The following is a 20,947-nucleotide window of genomic DNA, read 5'->3' on the forward strand; positions in this document are numbered from 1 at the left end:
AAGATTTAGAACTCAGGCTCAATTAAACCATATGCTCCATTCTTTCTCTTGTATACAACATTGATTTCGTCTGTGTCTGCATTTCTAAACATGAAGAAGTCATGTCCTAACATTTCCATTTCAAGGCATGCATCCTCAGCATACATTGGCTTCATATCAAAAGTCTTTTTACGGATGATTTGGATTTTTTCCTCTTCATCTACCTTTTCCTCAATGAAATCCTGTGCAAAAATTGTTCTTGAATCAGACTGCTTTTTGTCGATAATCTTGTTTCTGTGTTTCTTTAACTGTGCCTCTAATGTATTAGTAACAGCTTCGATTGAAGCGTACATATCGCTTGTTGTTTCCTCAGCTCTTAAGTAAGAACCCTTCATAGGAATAGTAACTTCTATTTTTTGACGTCCTTTCTCAACGTCTAATGTAATGATTGCTTCTGTATCCTTATTAAAATATTTGTCTAATTTTTTGAAACGCTCCTCCACTGCGTCCTTTAATCCCTGTGTTAATTCGATATTCTTTCCTGTGATTGTTGTTTTCATGATGTCTACCACCTTTGCGATGTATTTGAAAAACTATAGAGCAGATTAGTGACTATCACTAATTTTGTATTTGCTAGGAAGTTTTTCATGTTCAAATTATACCAATTGTGACATCGTTTCACAAGGTTTTTATCTGAAATCTTTATTAAATATTTATTAATTGTATACACAACGGAAGTATGCTAAAATCCCCCAATCCCCTTACTTTCCACCATTTTTACAGTTCTGGGGCCAAAAAAGTTGTTGAATTTTTCCATTTTAGGTAGTAGAGTAAATGCAAGTTGAGGTGGGATTTAGTATGAATATTAATAAGATAGAGCTTTCTAAAGTTGATGGAATATCGCTTATGGATGGTCTAAAGTATTGTGGCAGCCTCAAGGACTTTGATAAGTTTCTTGAGTCTTTTTATAATGATATAGATTACAATGCTTCTATCCTTGAGGATTCCTATTCAAAGGGCGATATTTCTTTATTTACAATAAAAGTACACGCTTTAAAAACATCCGCAAGGATGATTGGTGCAAAGGAATTATCTTCTGAAGCCTTGGCGTTAGAAATGGCCGGCAAATCTTACAACACAGATTATATCAATGCCAATCTAGACGAGCTTCTTACTTTACTTAGAAGCTACAAAGGCAAATTAGAAAACTATATTTCCGAAAAACAGCGCCTTAAGGCAGAAAAAAAGCCCATCTCTGACGATGAGCTTGATCAGGCTTTTGATGCACTTAGAGAAGTGTGTCCCTCAATGGATTATGGCGCAGTAGAAATGATACTGGACGAGCTAAACACCTACCAAATCCCTAAGAGTCACAAATCCCAGATTGATGAAATCACAAATCACTTCCACAGATTGGAGTGGGATGAAATAGATAAAATCCTTATGGTTTAAATGTATCCACCATCAACCCCGATAATCTGCCCCGTCATATACGATGGGGCTTTTATTATACTTAAAACAGTTTTTCCAATTTCTTCAGGCGTGCAGAATCTTCCAGCTGGAATTTCTTCGGATAATTCATTTTTCTCATCCTCTGAAAGCATGCTATTCATATCTGTATCCACAACACCACAGGCGATGGCATTTACAGATATGTTGCTAGGTGCAAGCTCCTTTCCCAGAGCTTTTGTAAAGGAATTGACAGCTCCCTTTGTGGCAGAGTATGCCACTTCGCAGCTAGCTCCAACTGTGCCCCACATAGAGCTAATGTTGATAATATTGCCCGAACCTCTTGATACCATATTAGGAACAACAACCTTTGCTGTATAAAATAGCGGAGAAAGATTGGTTCCAACCATATCATCCCACTGTTCCAAAGACATATCTGTCAAAAGGCCGATGTATGCAATACCAGCATTATTAACCAATACGTCTACATGGCCAAGCTTATCTATGGCATCCTCACAGGCAGGTATAGTAAAACCGCTATCAGAAATATCTCCACAATAGGTGTACACTTCGATTTTGTACTGGTCCCTAAGCTCAGCTGCAAACTCATTAAGTGTGTCTATATTTCTATGGCAAAACAAGGCTAAATGGTAGCCCTCTGACGCCAAAACACCGGCAATTCCCTTTCCTATCCCGCGGCTTGCTCCAGTGATAATTGCTGTTTTTTTCATATCTATAAACCTTTCTTTAGGACTCAAGTATTGATTTCAAGTATTGTTTAAATTTTTCCGCTTCATCATCAGGAAAACAGATGGTCGCGCCTATGCCGGTAAGCCACCCGTAAAGCTGAGGTGATATAGCCACTGATATACGGGCTTTGACATGGCTTTCTCCATCTTGGCGAATGTCTATTTCTGTGCCGAATTTATCAAGCACTACGCCTATTAAATGTTTAGCAAACCTGATGGTAATGATGCGCTCTTGCCCAGCAAACATGCTTATGTGCTGCAGAGCATATTCACGAGGATTGAGCTTTGCGATTACATCTTCTCCAGCTCGATTTTCATCCATCATCTCCGCAGAAATCATCTTATCCACACGATAATGTCTAATTTCGTTGCTATCTTCATCAAATGCAACCAGATAATAGTTTTCATCATTTCTCAAAAGAAATGCAGGGCTTACCACATACACCCTTCCGCCATGTCTTGGCTTCATCTCTTTGGTAAGGGTCCATTCCTGATATTTAAATGACATCTTTTTATTATTATCCAGGCATTGGTAAATAACATCGATTGTATAAAAAATCCTCTCATTTCCTGAGGATTTCTTTTCTGGCACTACCACCTGACGGCTTAATTGCTTTGCATCGTCTATACCGGCAAGACTTGTGATTTTATCCACAAGTTCGTTAGTTTTTTTCTGAGATATAAACTTTGATGCACCAACTGCATCCACAAGAAGCTTTAGCTCCGCAAGCTCAAAAGTGCGGCTTGCGATGTAGTAGCCCTTATCTCCTTTGACCACATCAATCCCAGCTTCAATCATGGTATCCATATCTTTATAGACCGTTTTTCGCTCTGCCGGAATCCCTTTAGCCTCAAGGCGTCTTGTCATTTCAATGGCATTTATCTGATGATTCTCGTCGCTTTCATTCATAAGAATCTGATATTCATTTAGTATTTTGTATTTCTGGCCTCCAACGTGTGGCATATACTCTCCTTACAGGACTATTTAAATTAGACTTTTTTATGATATAATTCTTGTGGGTAAACATTGATTTTCCCCACAAAATCTATCTTTTATTATAAAAGAAATATTAGACATTTAAAAGGAATTATATGAGCAGACAAGATTTTTATAAACAATGCAGAATCGATTATCCGACCTTCACATATCAAGGTTATTCTTACGATTTAACTAATAAAGGCATTGCTGTAACTTACGATTTTTCTATTGATGGTCTTTCTGAATTCCATCCAACCTGGAATATTCCAATTATTCATCCCATTGAAAATATGGATGACTCCTTAATCGATGAAATGGTATTTTCCCTTGGAATGGTTGAGCTTATCAGCTATTGGAAAATAGCATGCCCACCTACAGTTATCATAAAAGACCGCGCTTTAACGCCTGATCAAATCAGCTGGTGGAAAAAGCTTTACTGGGGTGGTCTCGGTGAGTTTTATTACACAAATGGCATCCAGGAAAACAACGATGCATTCATGACAATTAATTGCTCATCAGAAAAAGCAAGCAATCCTCCAAAGTTTAATACAAGCTTTGATTTAGGCTCTGTTCAAAAGCCTTCTGTCATGGTTCCAGTTGGGGGCGGCAAGGATTCTGTAGTTTCTATCGAGTTATTAAAAAAGAATGCAGATGTAAACTGCTACGTTATCAACTCTCGCGGTGCAACTGATGCAACTGTTGAAGTGGCAGAGCTGACAGATAACACAATCTACGCATCACGTACACTAGATAAAAATATGCTGGATTTAAATGCTAAGGGCTTCTTAAATGGACACACTCCTTTTTCAGCTCTCGTTGCTTTTTCAAGCATCATAGCAGGCTACCTAAACGGCCTTTCATTTGTAGCACTTTCAAACGAATCAAGCGCCAACGAATCGACCGTTGCCGATAGCTATGTAAATCACCAGTACTCAAAGAGCTATGAATTCGAAGAGGATTTCAGATACTACGAGCGTTCATTTATTGGAAGTGGTGTTTACTATTTCAGCTTCCTTAGACCCCTGGCTGAGCTACAGATTGCTATGCTATTTTCTAAGTTCAAAAAATACCACAGCATCTTTAAAAGCTGCAACGTAGGAAGCAAGCAGGATATCTGGTGTGGACATTGCCCTAAGTGCTTATTCGTTTACATCATTTTGTCACCATTCCTTTCTTTGGATGAATTAGACAATATATTTGGAAAAAGACTGTTCGAGGATGAGAGTCTCATGGAAGATTTTGACAAACTTTGCGGCATTCTTCCAGAAAAGCCATTTGAATGTGTTGGTAGCCGTGATGAGGTTAATGCTTCAATTGTTGAATCAATCAAAAAATATGATGAGGCAGGCATTGCACTTCCTGTTCTTCTTGAGCATTACAAGAACACAAATCAAACAAGCGAATCCTCATTCAATGGAATCATTAATCAGTATTCTAAAGAGCATGGCTTAAACGAATATTTCGAAAAAATAATTAAGGACGCACTAAAGTAAAATGAAAGAAACAATTAGAAATCTTGTAAAAGATAAAAAGGTATTAATTTTAGGTTTTGGACGTGAAGGCCAATCAAGCTTTCGTCTTATTTCTTCAGTAGGTGGTTATGAATGTCTTGATATAGCTGATGCTAATGCTGTAAGCTCTGATTTAACAGCTACACACAATGTTATCACTGGCGCCAACTACCTTGATTGCTTAGATGATTATGATGTAGTACTAAAGAGCCCTGGCATTGTTCTTCCAAAGGACATCAACGATTACAAATGTCATATCACATGTCAGGCCGATTTATTCCTTATGGTTTACGGTGCTCAAACAATCGGTATCACTGGAACAAAGGGTAAATCTACAACATCATCCCTTTTATATCACATACTAAAAACTTGTGGTAAGGATGTATTGTTCGGTGGAAATATTGGTCTTCCTATTTTCGATATTACAGAGCAGATTCATCCACGTACAATTATCGTTTTCGAGCTTTCTTGCCACCAGCTTGAATATGCTCACTATTCTCCATCCAAGGCTATCCTTCTAAACCTTTACGAGGATCACTTGGATCACTACGGCACTGTTGAGAAATACTGGAATGCCAAAAAGAACATTTACAGAAATCAAGGCTACTGCGATTTCTTGTTCTGCAACCCGGAATTCCTTCCAACACCTGGAGAATGTAAGGCTGCTGTTATCAAAGTGAAATCAGCTGATTTGCCATTTAATTCATTTGAAGAAATACCTGACGTTACACTCAGAGGTACTCACAACTTATTCAACTGTGCCTTTGTTTATGATGTATGTCGCAGATACGATATTTCCGATGAAGATTTCATCAAGGCCTTGGCAAGCTTTAAAACACTTGCTCATCGCCTTCAGTTTATTGGTCAAAAGGATAATATTGATTACTATGATGATTCAATCTCAACCACTGTGGAATCTGCAATCAGCGCTATTCGTGCTATTCCAAATGCAGGCACAATTCTTCTTGGTGGTATGGATAGAGGAATCGATTATGATCCGCTAGTTGAGTTTTTACCAACTACAAGACTTGAGCACATCATCTTAATGTATGATAGTGGCAAGGTCATTTTAGAAAAATTACAAGCAACTGCAAGTGAAGAGTTCCTTAATAAAGTTCACTATATTGAAGAACTTGCTGATGCATGTACTTTTGTTAAATCCAATGCCAGCAAGGGTACAGCGGTAATTCTTTCACCAGCTGCTGCAAGCTATGGTCACTTCAAGAATTTTGAACAGCGAGGAGATTTCTTCAAAGAACAGATTGGATTATAGTGGAGGGTACAACATGTCTAGAGCCAGATTCCCATTAGGTGATGAAAACCAATTAGTGCGTCGTTGTGTAAAATGCGGCTGTCGCATTGCTTATCATTCACCATATGACAAATGTCGAGAATGCATGAAAAATGAACTTTTCCCAAGGGTAAAGGAATACATCCTTAACAACTATAATGTTAATGAATTGATGGTTGCAGAGGAATTTGGAATTGAAACAGAAATTATTCACGAGTGGGTAAAAGAAGGACACTTAGAATACAAAAAGAGCCAGTAGCATAAGCTACTGGCTTTTGCCTTATATTCTGCTGTCATGACATGTAAAGTAAATAGTTTGACGCTCGTCAGCAATCTTATGTAGGAGTTTTAATGACTCCTTTATTTTTTTGTCATCAAGATTGGTGAATGGGTCATCAAGGATAAGTACTGGCTTTTCCTCAGGATAAAGCACATCCACAAGTGCAAGACGGGAACATAATGCCACCAAATCCTGATAACCCTGTGACAAGTACTCAGCCCCCTTCGTACTACCTGAATACGAAAGCTTGATATTTAAATCCATATCCAGCTCGAAATCGTCAATAGCATAGCCTGATTGAGTCCCTTCTGGGCCATCGATAAGGCTTAGGTACTTATGCAAACCATTTTGAAGTGGTTGCATATACTTAGACTGAAAGCTCTCTCTTGCTCGATTAAGGAAATCCTCTGTCTTGGCAAGAATATCAGCCTCTTTTTTGTATTCCTTTTCCTTTATCTCCAAACGCTCAAGCTGCTCTGAAATATCTGTAAGTCTTTCTACCTCTTCAAGTGCCTGAGATAGATTTTCCTTTTCTTGGATAAGCTGCTTATTGAGGCTCATGATTTGTTCATCAAGAACCGCCTGTTGTTGCTGCAAATCGTCTACCGACTGAACATCCTCATTTACATCAAACTCAGTTTCAAACTTAGCTATTTCCTCTTTGAGCTCTGTGATACGCTCTTTGATAGCTTCGTACTCATGCTTTTTCAAGCCTATACTCTGAATACGCTCTGCTCGCCTTAAAGTGGCATCTACAGGGTATTTCTCAAGTACATTTTCTATATCCGAAGACATAGTCTTAATTGAATTGACATGACTTGCGATTTCTTCCTGCTCCTCAAGATATTTAGAATATCTATCAGCATCCTTTTTTAACTGGGCAAGGAATTCGTATTCTCCGCCCATCTCATATAGATTGATTCCATAGCAACTTGCAAATGGCTGAATCTTTGTATAAAGCTCGAGCTGTAAATCAGCCAGCTCATCAAGTGTGCCCTCTGCCTCCTGATGGCGAGATGTCTCTTCATCAATAAGATGGCGATACTGATCCAGCTTACGACGAATCTCATAAACATTTTCCTGCATGGTAGAAGCTCTTGTAAGAAGGAAATGAGATAAGAATTCCTCACACTCCTCCTGAAGCTCTCTAAGCTCTATCTTGCTAACCTCAAGTGCATCCTCTTCCTCGGATACGCGTTCTGCATACTCAGCCTTTTGCTTAAGCTTGTTTTTGCGGCTACGTCTGCCGCCGATGATTAGCAGTATCAAATCTACCACAATTGCCACAAAGCTTGAAATCTCGACGATTCTACCAACAGTGCTGGCCATATAATTGCTAAAGACAACGCCGGTAAGAACAAATATTATCAAAAGAATGCCGCCTAAAATGTACCATAAAGCACCGGTATTCTTTTTAATAATCTTTTCATTAGCCTCCTGCTCAGCTCGTAAGGTGATAAGCCTTTCATTGCTTTGACTGATGCGGGCTTCCAAGCCAGTGATTAAGGTGGTCTGTCTTTCTATGTGAGCAAGCTGCTCATCTGTAGGCTCCAACTTATCAAAGAAAAACTTTAATTCTGTAAGCTGTTTTGTTGATTCCTCAGACAGTTTTGAATGCTCGGCCTTTGCTCGCAAATCAGAAAGATTTGCAGCCATTTTGTTCCAGATTGCAAATTCTGATTCATCTGGCAATTTGTTTTCGAATGGCTTCTGGAAAACAGCCTGCTCCTTTGAAGCATCCTCTTCAAGAGCTTTGTAAGCTCTCTCATGAACAGCCAAATCTCTTTCTGTCTGTTCCAGAAGAACAAGCTCGTCATCTGTAGGCACTCCAGCCTTAAAGAATTCCTCAAGCTCAGCAAACTTTTGCTCTTCCGCCATAAGATTTTCTTTGTGAATCCTGTAGGCGCCAAGCTCCTGCTCTTTCTTACTCTGAAGCTGAATCTCTTCTGCAAGCTTTGCCTTGGCCTGATTCAGCTGCTCTAAGTTATCCTGCTTTTCTTCGATTAGGCAGCTCATGGCATCCACACTCTCAAGTGTAGCTGGAAGCTTTTCGTATTCTTCCTTACACTTGTTTATCTCAAGCTTTGTGCCAAAGAGCTTTCCTGGATTGATTTTACTATTACGAGTGTATTCAACTTTGGCTTCCTTAACACTCTTTAAAGCAGCATCAAAATTGCTGATATCATCCCTCGCCGAAACAAGATTTCCCATTTTAGCATTTAGGGAATCTGTCATGGCTGTACCAAGTGAAAGCTGTGGAATATAGACACTCTTTTCGAAGGAATCTCTATCTACCTTGAACAGCTCTTCACCTATGTTTTCGCTGTAATCTGTGCTGGCAAAACCTGTCTTGGCATCATATATTGCAAATGTATCATCTTTATCGGTTCTGCCAAATGTACGCTCTATTCGATATGTTTTATCTTTTGTGCTAAAAACAATGTTACCTCCGCACAGGCTACCATCCCATGGAAGATAGTGGTTGCGCTCCAGAAGTTTCTTTTTAGTGTTTGGCGAGTATTCAAGGCCGTAGAACATCGCCTTGATAAAGACTGAAAAGGTAGTCTTTCCCCAGCCATTCTCCTGAAGTACAGGATTAAATCCATCTTCAAAACTATATGTAAATTCATTTATCTTGCCAAAATGGGCAATATAACACGAAATAAGCTTCACTATATATCCTCCCCCATTATGGCTCTGATACCAATTTCAATAATTTTTGCTTTCTCGTCTTCGTCCATATCCTGTGACTGAACAAGTCTAACGAATTCGCCCTTAAGACTCTTGTCGTATTTGTAGCTTTCGTAATCAACTAATGTCTTTGTTCTGTCATAGCATTTTACAAAGAAATATTTATTTTCAAATATACGAACAAACCTGATAACATCCAGCTCGTCGTCTAATTCTCTTTCTCCAGTGAGAACAAACTTTACCAAATCCTGGTCATCCACATCAAGCAAAAGCTCTCTGGCCTTGGCTGCTACTGCCTGCATATCCATTTCTGCTGTAACTTCCACATTGATTTCGTGTAGTCTTCTGAGTGCAAATGGTATGAATTCAGATGTGATTTCGCCGTTTTCTATGTCCATAAGGATAAAGCCTTTATCCCCTGTCTCATCAAAGCCACGGCCCTCGAGACATCCTGGATAGCAGTAAACACCTCTATCATCCAGGGGCTCAAAGATAAACTTATGAACATGGCCAAGGGCCAGATAATCGATAAACTTTCCCTTAAGGGATGTAGTGTTAATGATTTCTGCGCCATCCTTGCCATCGTAATCAGACTGCTGACCATGAAGCATTACGATATTGGTGTTGGCTGAATCAAGAACTAAGCGCTGCGCCATTGTGGATACATTTGAGGAGTTGAGCTCCATACCAGTAATAACCACATCATCGCACTCATAGCTAGTCCATCCATCAGCATTAAACATATGAAAATTAGAAGGAATGTCATCTATTCCCTCTTCCATAAAATCGCATCTGTCGTGATTGCCCTTGAGATAATAGAAATCTATCTCTGGTGCATCTAAAATCTGCTCTACGACACGTCTTTTAACGTCCTTTCTGATATGTGACTTATCAAACAAATCGCCAGCTATCAAAATAGCCCTGACGCCATTGTCTTTGGCGTACTTCACCATACGCTCGTAAGTCTCTACCAGCTCTATACGACGCAAGCTCGCTTGCTCTTTATCTAAATTGCTCTCCATTTTGGAATCTAAGTGCAGGTCTGCACAATGAATTATCTTCATACATATACTCTCCGCATTTCTAGATACATTCTATCATAAATAAAAAAATGAGACCACCTATGATAAAACATAAATGGCCCCACCTTTTATCGATGGTTATTAAATTTTGCCCTACTGCTGTGATAATTTAAATCTATTAACCACTTCTGTAAGGTTCTCTGAAATATCATTCTGCTTATCAGACATTCCATTAATCTCAAATACTGTTTCTGAAAGGCCTTCTACAGAATCCATTACATTTCCACTGTTGGCTGCTGTATTCTGTGTTGCTTCAGCAATATTTGCGATTGCATCCTTTACCTCATTCATGATTGTCTGAATTGAATCAGTCATCTGTGACAACTGCTCTGATGTCTCTTTGATAGATTCGGCATCCTGTCCGTATCTCTCTGCAACCTCCACAAATTTCTTGTAATCTGGTGTAACTGTTGTAGAAACATATTCTAAGAGTGACTTAGCATTAGTAGCCAATCCCTCGAATGCTTCCTGAATTCCAGAAATTGTATCCTGAATCTTTTCAACTGAATCAGATGTCTGGCCTGCCAGCTTACCAATTTCAGTTGCAACAACTGCGAAGCCCTTGCCCTGTTCACCAGCTCTAGCTGCTTCGATTGAAGCATTAAGTGAAAGCAATGTAATCTGGTCTGCAATATCAGCGATAACGCTTGCCATTTCACCGATATTTTCAACAACCTTAGACTGTGCAATACTTTCTTCCAACTTGGTCTCAAACTTGGTCTGTAATGTCTGAGATTTATCAAATGCCTCCTGGCTATCTCTTCCGATTTCAGCTGCACGCTTCTGAATATCGGTAGCAAGCTCAAGGCTGCCCTTTGTCTCTTCGTTAAGATTGTCTGTAGACTGTGCTACCTGATCTACAGATGCTGAAAGCTGCTGAGTTGCTGCTGAAGAATTCATCATATCAGAATTAACTTCAGTCATCACATCTACAATCTTATCAAACTCAATCTTAAGCCCTTCTGCAGAATTCTTTAATCTGCTACTTGCATCATTAATCTCTACAGAATAATCTGCTATGCTTTGGATTACGCCCTTGTTGTTGCCATACATTTCATTTAATGATGTAGACATTACTGCAAGCTCATCCTTGCCTTTAACTGAAAGCTCATCTATCGTGAAGTCACCACCTGCTAATCTGGATGCAAATCCCTGAACCTTTCTAATAGTCTTAGCAACTCCACCAATTCCCATAACAATAATAACAATTGCGATAGCTATAGCACCGATACATACAGCAATCAGTCTGTTGATTAACAGATAAATTGGCTGCATAAGCTCGTATGAGTCAATTGAAACCATAAGCTTCCAGCCTGTAAGTCCAATTGTGTCATAGTACACTTTATTAGTAGTCTTACCTTCTTTATAGCTTGTGATTCCGCCTTCATTTGCAATGATATCCTTCATCATAGCAGCAACTGATGCGTTATCATCTGATGTAAGATATGCTCCATCCTGAACCTTTGCATCATCATAACCAGCAATCAACAGACCATCAGCTGATGTAAGAATTCCTACACCTGTTTCACCAACCTTAACATTTCCGATAATATCTGTTATGGCTGTAAGCTCTATATCAACTGTTACACAACCAATCTTCTTACCATTTACAACGATTGGTGTTGAGCAAGATGACATGATAGTACCTGATGTAGGATCGTAATATGGATCAGTAATCATTGCCTCATCGCTGCCCATAGCATTTGTGTAATATTCCTGTGTAAAATAATCGTAGCTGGCATTGCTATATTCCCATGTGGTTACGGCATTTCCGCCATCCTTATATACATATGGACCATAGTATTCCTGCTCTGGGTCATAAGCATAAGGTTCAAACCACAAGCCGGAACCTAAGACAATGTCATTCATTGCTATCATATCTGTCAGCATTTTTTCATAGTCTTCCCAGCTTGTATAAGTATAAGAAGAAGCAACACTCACAGCGATAGCATCAGCAAGCGTTTCTACATCCTGTAGATATCCGCTAACCTCGGCACTGTTTGCTCTAAGCTCAGCCTTCATAGACTCTTGGGTCTTACTATCTACCAATGCTTCACTTGATGTTGCAGAGATAATTGTCAATATGACCTGTGCAAGCACAAGAATTGGCAAAATCATAACCAGCATCTTAGTTCCAATTTTTCTGAAATTCATAATATGCCCTCCACAATTATATATTCCCCATATGTGGTAATTCTAATCTATAACTGTGTATATTTGTTGAAAATTCTACATCATTCTATGAACAATATATATAAAATACCCGCCTCCTAAGAGACGGGTATTAAATAGTTACATTATGAATTTGATTGTTTCAAAAAGATATTTTCTATAGCATTTATGATTTTAGTCTGCATTGGTGGCTTTACAAAATAACCTGCTGGCTTTAAATCAAGCACTGCATCGACATGCTCTTTATCAGCGATTCCTGTAAGGAAAATAACTGGCACATCCTTGTAATCCTCCTCAGCGCGGATCATCTCAAGTGTCTGTTTGCCATCAACAACTGGCATCTCGTAATCTAAGATGATTAAATCAGGCTTATCTGTACCCATTGCTTTCATGCATTGAGCTGCTGATGTAGCAAGAGTAACTCTGTATTTGTCCTGAAGCATGTTTCGCATATTTCTAAGGAGAACAGGATTATCATCTACAACAATGATGTGGCGCTTATCTGTCTCTATTACCGCATTGAGAATCGCATCTGCGTTCATGCTAAACTCTTTGCATATTTCACGAATAATGATCTCTCTGCTAGGCTGTGGAATATGCTTACACTGGCCTGAATAATAATATGATATAAACATTTGCTTTTTAAGCTCGCGGCCAAAAGTGATTACCGGCAAATCCTTATTGTACTCGCTGATTGCTTCATAGATATCAGCCTGATCTGCTTCGAAATCATCTATATCCATCAAAACCAAGTCAGGTGAGTAGAGCTTTAACATACTCTTTATAATCTTGGCGCTACTAGTACACAGCTGTGTGTGAAAATGCTGTGCAAGAAATGAATTAACATCCGATGGCGAATCGCTATTGCTAAAATCGCCTACAATAAGTATTTTACGCATCGTTATTCTCCTTAACTTTGTAACTCGTTTATATCGGCCAATGCCTCATCTTCTTCCAAATTGATGATATGTTGATTCAAATGGTCAAGTCTTGCTTGTATATCGTCCTCATAAGAAAAGGCCATTATCTGTTTCATATTGTTATCAGCAGATTCTGAATCGTGTGTCATGATTGCCATCTTAAGCATTTCAAGCATTCCAAATAAATCATCTAAATCTTCTATCTTAGGCTTTTCAACATCAGATGCCAGAACAGACAATCTATCTCTCATTATATCAAGCTCTTCCAGGAAAATAGGTGTAAGCACTTTGATTCGTTCTAAATCATGGTCTCGAGCTGCGTATTCGCAGAGCTTTGCCAAGCCGCCCAAGGCTGTCGCCCCGATTGTGTTGGACATACTCTTAATACTGTGTACCTTAATCCTATAATCCTCTAAAATAGAGTCATCTAGACTATTATAATACCTTAAGACTTCATCTCTTTCAAACCCTATTGATTCATAAAAATCAATCGCTGTCTGATATACCAAGTTAGTATCTGGGAAATGTAGCAATGCATAGTCCCAATCCACACCTTCGATGTCTGGCAGTTCTATCTTTTTAGTCCTGTTTTTTCTAGCCTCGTCCTTGGCATCAGGCTCATGATACTCTAATAAGCTTTCCGGCAGAAAATCTCTAATCATTTTTTCAAGCTGAGAAGGAACTACCGGCTTTGCCAAAAATCCATGGAAGCCCATTGTCAGATATCGCTCTTTAGCTCCTGCTATGGCATTTGCTGTAAGAGCAATGACCGGAGTACCAAGACATTTGTTGCCCTCTAATGTAGCCATGGCTTTGAAAGTCTCAACACCATCCATTCCAGGCATCATGTGATCCAAGAAAATCATATCGTAATGCTGATTCTTTATAAGCTGTAGACACTGAGAACCACTGTCTGCTTCGTCGATTTTTACCTTTGAATCCTTTAGTAAGGCTACAAAAACCTTGCGGTTCATTGTATTATCGTCAACAACCAAGAATCTTGCATTTGGTGCTTCAAAGCTTGTGCTGTATTCATAATTTGATGAAAGCTGTTTAAGCTTTTGTTCGAAATCTCCAATAGGCTCATCATTAATTATTTCCTGAGAAATAGTAAATGAAAAAGTGGAGCCCTCACCGTAAACGCTTTCAACATTTAGTGTGCTTCCCATCATCTTAAGAAGATTCTGAGTAATTGTCATTCCAAGGCCTGCACCTTCGATATTTCTGTTTCGATTAACCTCTAATCTTTCAAAGGAATCAAACATACGCTTGATATCCTCTGGCTTGATGCCGATTCCAGTGTCATGAACTGAGAATGTCAAATCTGCATAGTTGCCAAAGCTTCTAATGCAATCGACAGTGATATCGATATGTCCTTCCTGGGTGTACTTTACTGCGTTAGTAATTACATTTGTAAGGACCTGCTTGATTCTTATATCATCCCCCAGCATGTAGCAAGGAATATTGTTTGATATCTTAAGCCTGATTTCCAAGCCCTTTTCCTTAGCTCGCAAGGTTACATTATTAAGAACATCATGCATAAGGCTCATAAAATCATATTCGCCCTTAACTATGCCCATTTTTCCTGATTCAATCTTTGTGATATCAAGAATATCATTAATCAACGAAAGTAGATTCTGAGATGCCGTCTTAATATCTAGCGCATATTCTTCTACCACTTTTTCCGATGTCTCTCTAAGAATCATCTCATCCATACCCATGATGGTATTGATTGGAGTTCTGATTTCGTGAGACATGTTTGCAAGGAAATTACTCTTTGCCTCTGTAGCTGTCTGAGCCTGCTTTTCTGCTCTCTTAGCCTGAAGAGTCTTTTCCAGCAAATCATCGTTATTGATTGCAGCCTGCTTGTAAAGCCTGTCGTAAACACTTCTTTGGAATTTGATAATTGATCCAATTGCAAAAGCGCTAATCATCAATGACTGGATAACATCAAAGAACACGCTTTTTTTAGAATGAAGATCAACAATATACTCCGGATGATAATATGATATAGCGTAGCATCCAATTATGATTGCCACGTCTGTAAGAAGCATAAACAGAAAATCCATCCCCTCTAAGAGCATGAAAATAAAGATAATTCCCATGGAGAACCAGCAAACCATTCCACTGTTAATGCCTCCAGTAACGAAAAACATCACAGGGAAAAGGCCTATTCCTACCACAAAGCAGACTGCTATTGTGCTGTTTTTAAGCCGGTTCTTATAATTGGCCATGTAAATACATACACCGTCAATAAAAATAGACACCAAAATAGCGACTGTCAAAACTCCTGACATGCCGTTAATAACATTAAATGGAATTGTAACGATTCCGCCTACAAACCCCGTAATAGTAATAATGTTGAATAATACCAAATCCGTAGGCAAATCTTGACTAAAAAATCTTTTCCTGAATTTCCTTAACGCTTTCAAGCCAACTCTCCAATGTACACACGGCATTTCAAATGCCCAATCCCCTAATATAAATATAAATGAATCCTGTCTAATCCACAAGATTATTGGTCTGAACATTTGATGAACAATCCGTGTAACCCCTAAATATTTTCTATTTGCCAATCAATTGGAGTAAGGCCATGTTCCTGCAAAAAATTATTTGTTTGACTAAAATGTTTGCATCCGAAAAACCCTCTGTATGCAGATAGAGGTGATGGATGCGGTGCTCGAAGAATCAAGTGATTTGGATTGTTGAGCTTTGCGCATTTTTTCGCAGCAGGTGAGCCCCACAGCAAAAATACTATTGGTCTGTCCTGCTTATTTAAGATATCGATTACAGCATCGGTAAACTTTTCCCACCCCATGCCAGCATGACTGGCAGCCTGGTGTGCACGCACAGTCAGAACATTGTTGAGCATAAGCACGCCCTGACGAGCCCACTTTTCCAGATAACCGTTATTTGGAATGTAACATCCCATATCTTCATTTAGCTCTTTATAAATATTTACAAGAGATGGTGGAGTCTTTACCCCTGGCTTTACTGAAAAGCATAAACCATGAGCCTGACCTGGCTCATGATATGGGTCCTGCCCTATAATTACCACCTTAACCTCTGAAAGTGGTGTGAAATCAAATGCATTAAATATATCATCTGCAGGTGGATAGACTGCATGCTCATGATATTCTTTTTTTACATTTTCATATAGGCTCTTGTAATAAGGCTTTTTAAATTCTGGTGTAAGTGGCTCTAGCCAATCATTTGAAATTGCTGACATTTTATTCTCCTAATTATTGTAGTATCCAATCATCAAGTGGTAGCCAGTACCCCTTCTCCTTTAGCTCATTTTCGATGACATCCAGTGTATCCTCACTATCTGCGCTGATGACATGATAATGATACCCGCTGGTAGCTGAACTTAGGGATTTTGATTTACCAGATTCGATGGCATCCATAAATTCCTTTGCCGCACGTCTTGAGCTGACATTTAGCGGTGCCTCCAAGCGATTATAATATCTGTGATTGATTATTATATTCTCGGCGCAGCCGCCATTATCTACTATTGTAAAAAGCTCATCTAAAATCTGTTCGTCTGTGTGTCGGCTTTTGATAATGCGCTTGCATTTGTTGCCAGAATCGATAACATAACCTCTATTTGTGGATGTTACCGACACTCCATTTGCTCTTATTAAAGCAATATCTGTCACTATCACCTGTCGGCTCACATCTAATTCCTTTGCCAGAGAAGCGCCAGACACCGGATTATCGCTTTTACGAATTATCTCTATTATTTTGTTACGTCTAGTTGCTCCGTCCATCGGTACCCCCGTTATACTGCGTGAAGATTTTTCATTGATATATCAAGTATTGGCGATGAATGTGTCAACGCTCCGCTTGATACATAATCCACTCCACTGTCTATAATGTTTTTAATATTTTCTTTTGTTACGTTGCCAGAACATTCTGTTTTGGCACGACCATTTATTATTTTAACAGCTTCCTGCATTGTTGCAACATCCATATTGTCAAGCATAATAATATCAGCACCTGCATCTGCAGCTTCCTTTACCTGCTCAAGAGTCTCTGTCTCGATTTCAATTTTTCTTACGAATGGAGCATACTCCTTTGCCATTTGGATTGCCTTTGTAATAGAGCCGGCTGCTCCTATATGATTATCCTTTAAAAGCACCCCGTCAGAAAGATTGTAACGATGGTTTTGTCCCCCACCACATTTTACAGCATATTTTTCAAAGATTCTCATGTTAGGTGTAGTTTTTCTTGTATCTAAAAGAACTGTCTTGCTTCCTTCAAGAAGTGAGGCAACCTCATGTGTGTAGGTGGCAATTCCGCTCATTCTTTGAAGATAATTGAGGGCAACTCGCTCGCCAGATAAAAGAACTCTAATATCCCCCTTTACCTTTGCCATAAGCTGACCTTTCTTCACTTCATCCCCATCCTTAACATACTTTTCAACTACAGTGCTATCGTCAAGAATCTTAAATACACGCTCGTATACATCCATGCCGCAGATTATTCCATCCTGCTTACAGATAAGCTCTACCTCACCAGCCTTTGCCTCTGGCATCACTGCATTGGTGCTAACGTCCTCACTTGAAATATCTTCACGAAGAGCCATTGTGATAAGCTCATCTGCGTTAAGCTTCATTGTTATATCGTTCATTATATTGCCTCCTTCTCTGCTCTAAGGTTTGCTTCTTTTTTGATTTCTCCTACCACCATCGCATGGTAGTATTCCATAATGCTTGGAAGATCTTCGTATCCATCCATGTTTACCAGATTATCAAAATCATCTGCCTCTTTAAACTCAGTTTGTGCTGCTATATCCTTTGCAGCACGCTTTGCAAACACAAGACTTTCAAGCAGGGAATTGCTTGCAAGTCTATTGCGTCCATGGACACCATTACAGCTTGTTTCGCCTACAGCGTATAGCTGCTCCATTGTGGTTTTAGAATCACGGTCCACATATATGCCACCCATAAAATAATGCTGTGCAGGAACAACTGGCACCCATGTCTTAAGAGGATCAAATCCAGCTTCCACACAATGCTTGTAGATGTTTGGAAAATGATTCAATATTTCATCCTCTGGAATTGGTGAAAAATCAAGCCAGACATGTTCTGTCCCTTGCTCCTTCATCTTCTTTAGAATTGCATTTGAAACCACATCTCTAGGCTGCAATTCATCTACAAATCTTTCTCCATTTTTATCTCTTAATACAGCACCTTCTCCTCGCACTGATTCTGAGATTAAAAAGCTTCTACCATTTTGTCTTGTAAAAAGCGTTGTAGGATGAATCTGCACATAATCGCAGTTTTCAAGCTTTACATTGTGATACATAGCAAGGGCAAGGGCATCGCCTGATATATGCCTAAAGTTGGTTGAATGAGGATATACGCCGCCTAATCCGCCACAGGCAAGCACTGTCACATCAGCCTTGATGGCTGTTGTTTTGCCATCCATATCAGCTACCACAATGCCATAGCATGTATTATTTTGGCACACCCAATCAACCATTGTTGTATGTGCCTTTAGAGTGATGTTGTCTCGTTCCATTGCTCTTGCTAAAAGCTTGCTTGTTATTTCGCGGCCTGTAACATCTGCATGAAACAAGATTCTATTATTGGAATGGGCACCTTCCTTCGTAAATACGAATTGCCCATCCTTTTTCTCAAACTCAACCCCATAGTTTTCCAAATCAGCTATGATTGCCTGCGAGCTCTTTATCATTATTTCTACAGATTCTTTGCGATTCTCATAATGACCTGCTCTCATGGTATCCTCGAAATATGATTCATAATCAGCGTCATCCCTAAGCATGCATATTCCGCCCTGTGCCAAAAAGCTATCGCTGCCATCCAGCGCATCCTTAGAAATGCATAATATCTTTTTATCCTTTGGAAGGCTCAGTGCACAGAACAATCCTGCTGCACCTGTACCTACAATAACCACATCATATTTTTCCATTTCTTTCTCCTTATAGGCTTCCCTTTTTTGGGGAAGTGCCACATTTATCGTGACGTCAGATTACTTTGCAAGCTCCAGCATTCTCTTAAGAGGCGCTAGTGACTTTTCCCTTTTCTCATCGCTGACTTCTACCACACCAGTAGTGTCTCTCAGGCAATCTCTCACCTTCTCAAGTGTTACCTTCTTCATATTAGGACAAATCTGTACTGAACCAGCTGCGTAAAATTCTTTTTCAGGATTATTCTTTTTGAGCTGATATAAGACACCTAATTCTGTAGAAATAATAAATTCCTTTTTATCTGATTTAGTAGCATAATCAATAATTCCTGATGTGCTTCCGATGTAATCAGCTAGCTCTAGCACATCAAGGGTACACTCTGGATGAATTAGGATTTCCGCTTCAGGATGTGATTCCTTTGCTCTCTTTAACATATCCACTGTTACAGCCTTGTGCACATGGCAGTAGCCATCGTTGAATATGAAATTCTTTTCTGGAACCTTACTTGCAATGTAACGTCCTAGATTTTCATCAGGGATGAAAAATATATTCTTATTTGGAAGTGCCTTTACAATCTTCATAGCATTTGCCGATGTAACACACACATCAGAATGCATCTTTAGCTCTGCTGTAGAATTGATATAGCATACAACAGCCACATCATCATATTCTTTTCTTACTTCCTCAATTCGTTCTATCTCTGCCATATGAGCCATAGGACAATCCGCTTTTGCATCTGGAAGCAACACTGTCTTTTTTGGATTTAGAATCTTGGCAGATTCCCCCATAAACCTAACTCCTGCAAACACTATGGTGCTTTCCTTTAAATCTACAGCAACCTTTGCCAGATAGTAGCTATCCCCCACATAGTCAGCAATTGCCTGTACTTCATCATTCACATAATAATGTGCGAGAATCACCGCATTCTTCTCTTTTTTCAACTGTTGAATCTCTTCTGCCAGTGTCATAACTTTTCTCCTTTTACTTCGACTTGTCAACTGTCTTGTCAGTTCAATTGACAGCAAGTATATCATATGTTCAGTCATGTGACAAGACAGTAACGTAAACTAAGTTACCATTAATAATTACTATGGAGGGTGACCCACCCTCGCACATTCTGGGATAAAAAAAATGACCTTTATCTCGCATATGAGATAAAGGTCTATATTTTTTACATTGGATCTAAAGAGTTTATTAAGTCCAGATTCTTAACTTCTGTTTCTGAGAATGTATCCTCGGAAAAATCTGCAGGTAATACAGTTGGGGTGTACCAAACCTGTCCCATGAAATAGTTGTATATCTGAACATCCTTGAATGAATAGCCGTGTCTTGCATAGATTTCATTCTTGGCAATATGAATAACTTCTGGTGATAATCCGCTAAAATCTGATGCGCTGTAGACTTTTTTATCTGTATCGAAAAGATATGTGCAGTAACGAGCATTATCAGTCACGCCTTTGCTCTCCCAATATGATGCAACAGCAGTCCAATACTTGTTCTTCTCGAGATAGCTACTGCGCTCACTGACTGCTGCACTAACCTCATCCTGAGACCAGTTGGCAACCGCTGGGGCATAGCCGCTTGGATCAACTACTGTAATAACAACATCTGAGAAATCTTCCTCTGGCTCTTCAGAAGCTTCCTGTGATGCACCATCTGCCGCTGCAGCTGTCTTCTCATCCTCAATCGCTACTGTATCCTCACTGGCAATCTTGAGACTCTTGTCCTCTTTATTAAGGAGTCCATATGTGATACAACCTGCAAAAATTCCAATAACCAAAGCTATACCAAGTTCGATAGCCCAGCGCTTAAAATTAGCTGGAAGCTTAACTCCGTCTTCACCTTTCTTTTTGAAAATTCTACGAAGCTCATACTTTGCTTCATCAATTAAATCCAAAATATTTCCCAT

Annotated in this window: 18 protein-coding genes; 4 read left to right on the forward strand and 14 right to left on the reverse strand. The window is 39.3% G+C overall.

All coding sequences use genetic code 11. The features are described from left to right. Nucleotides 1–5: 5 nt before the first annotated feature. Nucleotides 6–539, reverse strand: a complete 534-nt coding sequence (gene hpf, locus T498_RS0101905; RefSeq protein ID WP_028234461.1) for a ribosome hibernation-promoting factor, HPF/YfiA family — start codon at nucleotides 537–539, stop codon at nucleotides 6–8. Between the two features lie 298 nt (nucleotides 540–837). On the opposite strand from hpf, the gene T498_RS0101910 reads away from it, so the two are divergent. Beyond that, nucleotides 838–1,431: an Hpt domain-containing protein gene (locus T498_RS0101910; RefSeq protein WP_028234462.1), complete on the forward strand. Its 594-nt coding sequence runs from the start codon at nucleotides 838–840 to the stop codon at nucleotides 1,429–1,431. On the opposite strand, the gene ymfI is transcribed toward T498_RS0101910, so the two are convergent. Continuing rightward, a complete protein-coding gene (ymfI, locus tag T498_RS0101915; RefSeq protein WP_028234463.1) occupies nucleotides 1,428–2,159 on the reverse strand; it encodes an elongation factor P 5-aminopentanone reductase in 732 nt (243 codons plus the stop codon). The two genes, T498_RS0101910 and ymfI, sit on opposite strands and share 4 nt — an antisense overlap. Nucleotides 2,160–2,175: 16 nt before the next feature. Further along, nucleotides 2,176–3,141 carry a helix-turn-helix transcriptional regulator gene (locus T498_RS0101920; protein ID WP_028234464.1) on the reverse strand — a complete coding sequence of 322 codons (966 nt, stop codon included), beginning with the start codon at nucleotides 3,139–3,141 and terminating at the stop codon, nucleotides 2,176–2,178. 128 nt (nucleotides 3,142–3,269) lie between these two features. Between T498_RS0101920 and T498_RS0101925 the strand changes: the two genes are divergently transcribed. The 3 genes from T498_RS0101925 to T498_RS14545 are packed head-to-tail and all read left to right on the forward strand — an operon-like array spanning nucleotide 3,270 to nucleotide 6,217. Further along, nucleotides 3,270–4,649: a hypothetical protein gene (locus T498_RS0101925; protein ID WP_051524533.1), complete on the forward strand. Its 1,380-nt coding sequence runs from the start codon at nucleotides 3,270–3,272 to the stop codon at nucleotides 4,647–4,649. Between the two features lies 1 nt (nucleotide 4,650). Further along, the gene (gene murD / locus T498_RS0101930; RefSeq protein ID WP_028234466.1) at nucleotides 4,651–5,940 is read left to right on the forward strand and encodes a UDP-N-acetylmuramoyl-L-alanine--D-glutamate ligase; all 1,290 of its coding nucleotides are present in this window, start codon (nucleotides 4,651–4,653) and stop codon (nucleotides 5,938–5,940) included. Nucleotides 5,941–5,953: 13 nt separating this feature from the next. After that, a complete protein-coding gene (locus tag T498_RS14545; protein WP_036977660.1) occupies nucleotides 5,954–6,217 on the forward strand; it encodes a hypothetical protein in 264 nt (87 codons plus the stop codon). 21 nt (nucleotides 6,218–6,238) lie between these two features. On the opposite strand, the gene T498_RS0101940 is transcribed toward T498_RS14545, so the two are convergent. The 11 genes from T498_RS0101940 to T498_RS0101990 all read right to left on the reverse strand — a co-directional run bounded on the left by T498_RS0101940 (nucleotide 6,239) and on the right by T498_RS0101990 (nucleotide 20,947). After that, complete coding sequence (locus T498_RS0101940) at nucleotides 6,239–8,911, reverse strand: AAA family ATPase (RefSeq protein WP_028234467.1); 2,673 nt, start codon at nucleotides 8,909–8,911, stop codon at nucleotides 6,239–6,241. Next, nucleotides 8,911–9,993 carry a metallophosphoesterase family protein gene (locus T498_RS0101945; RefSeq protein WP_028234468.1) on the reverse strand — a complete coding sequence of 361 codons (1,083 nt, stop codon included), beginning with the start codon at nucleotides 9,991–9,993 and terminating at the stop codon, nucleotides 8,911–8,913. The genes T498_RS0101940 and T498_RS0101945 overlap by 1 nt, the downstream gene beginning before the upstream one ends. Before the next feature lie 111 nt (nucleotides 9,994–10,104). Next, nucleotides 10,105–12,165 carry a methyl-accepting chemotaxis protein gene (locus tag T498_RS0101950; protein ID WP_028234469.1) on the reverse strand — a complete coding sequence of 687 codons (2,061 nt, stop codon included), beginning with the start codon at nucleotides 12,163–12,165 and terminating at the stop codon, nucleotides 10,105–10,107. 143 nt (nucleotides 12,166–12,308) lie between these two features. Further along, the gene (locus tag T498_RS0101955; RefSeq protein WP_028234470.1) at nucleotides 12,309–13,082 is read right to left on the reverse strand and encodes a response regulator; all 774 of its coding nucleotides are present in this window, start codon (nucleotides 13,080–13,082) and stop codon (nucleotides 12,309–12,311) included. A gap of 11 nt (nucleotides 13,083–13,093) precedes the next feature. Further along, nucleotides 13,094–15,535, reverse strand: coding sequence for an ATP-binding protein (locus T498_RS16035; protein ID WP_051524534.1), 2,442 nt, complete (start codon nucleotides 15,533–15,535; stop codon nucleotides 13,094–13,096). A gap of 122 nt (nucleotides 15,536–15,657) precedes the next feature. Beyond that, nucleotides 15,658–16,332, reverse strand: a complete 675-nt coding sequence (gene ung / locus T498_RS0101965) for a uracil-DNA glycosylase (RefSeq protein WP_028234471.1) — start codon at nucleotides 16,330–16,332, stop codon at nucleotides 15,658–15,660. 13 nt (nucleotides 16,333–16,345) lie between these two features. Next, entirely contained in the window at nucleotides 16,346–16,873 is a 528-nt protein-coding gene (locus T498_RS0101970) for a transcription repressor NadR (protein WP_028234472.1), read from the reverse strand. 11 nt (nucleotides 16,874–16,884) lie between these two features. Next, entirely contained in the window at nucleotides 16,885–17,736 is an 852-nt protein-coding gene (nadC, locus tag T498_RS0101975; protein ID WP_028234473.1) for a carboxylating nicotinate-nucleotide diphosphorylase, read from the reverse strand. Then, nucleotides 17,736–19,040: an L-aspartate oxidase gene (locus tag T498_RS0101980; protein WP_028234474.1), complete on the reverse strand. Its 1,305-nt coding sequence runs from the start codon at nucleotides 19,038–19,040 to the stop codon at nucleotides 17,736–17,738. The genes nadC and T498_RS0101980 overlap by 1 nt, the downstream gene beginning before the upstream one ends. 60 nt (nucleotides 19,041–19,100) lie before the next feature. Further along, nucleotides 19,101–20,006 (reverse strand): quinolinate synthase NadA, encoded by a 906-nt coding sequence (gene nadA / locus T498_RS0101985; RefSeq protein WP_028234475.1) that lies wholly within the window; start codon nucleotides 20,004–20,006, stop codon nucleotides 19,101–19,103. Nucleotides 20,007–20,209: 203 nt separating this feature from the next. Continuing rightward, nucleotides 20,210–20,947 (reverse strand): YARHG domain-containing protein, encoded by a 738-nt coding sequence (locus T498_RS0101990; RefSeq protein ID WP_028234476.1) that lies wholly within the window; start codon nucleotides 20,945–20,947, stop codon nucleotides 20,210–20,212.

Origin of the sequence: Pseudobutyrivibrio sp. MD2005, assembly GCF_000621865.1 — a bacterium.
GTDB lineage: Bacteria > Bacillota > Clostridia > Lachnospirales > Lachnospiraceae > Pseudobutyrivibrio.